Origin of the sequence: Bradyrhizobium sp. NBAIM08 (assembly GCF_020193935.1) — a bacterium.
Taxonomy (GTDB): domain Bacteria; phylum Pseudomonadota; class Alphaproteobacteria; order Rhizobiales; family Xanthobacteraceae; genus Bradyrhizobium; species Bradyrhizobium yuanmingense.
Map to the genome: position 1 here is coordinate 1 of NZ_JADYVR010001167.1, position 392 is coordinate 392.

1 protein-coding gene is annotated in these 392 nt (G+C 71.2%); it reads right to left on the reverse strand.

Annotated features, from left to right (window positions below; translation table 11 throughout):
- The coding region (locus I6F37_RS43975; RefSeq protein WP_225154982.1) for a GntR family transcriptional regulator at positions 1-392 on the reverse strand (392 nt) is incomplete at both ends.

The window sequence follows — 392 nt, forward strand, 5'->3', positions numbered from 1 at the left end:
GTCGTGCGCCTCCAACGCCGCCAGCAGGTCGGCGTGCGGCAGCATCGTCGACGCCTGCGGGTGATGGCTCGACCAGTACGAGCGCCAGAAGCGCAGGTTGTGCTGGAGGAGCCGCTCGGCCGCGTCGCGCAGGAGCCCGTTGCTCGCGATCTCGACCAGGTAGGCGTGGATGGCGTGGTCGTCGACGAGGTGGTCCTCCGGGCGTACGTCGCTCCGGGCCTGGTCGGCCTGGCCCACCAGGGCACGCAGCTGTTCCAGCTGGGGCGGGGTGATGCGGCGTGCGGCGATGAAGGCGACGCCGCACTCGATCGCCTCACGTGCCTCGAACATCTCCAGCACGTCGCTCAGACCGACGGGGGTGACGTACGTGCCGCGCCGCGGGACCACGGTGA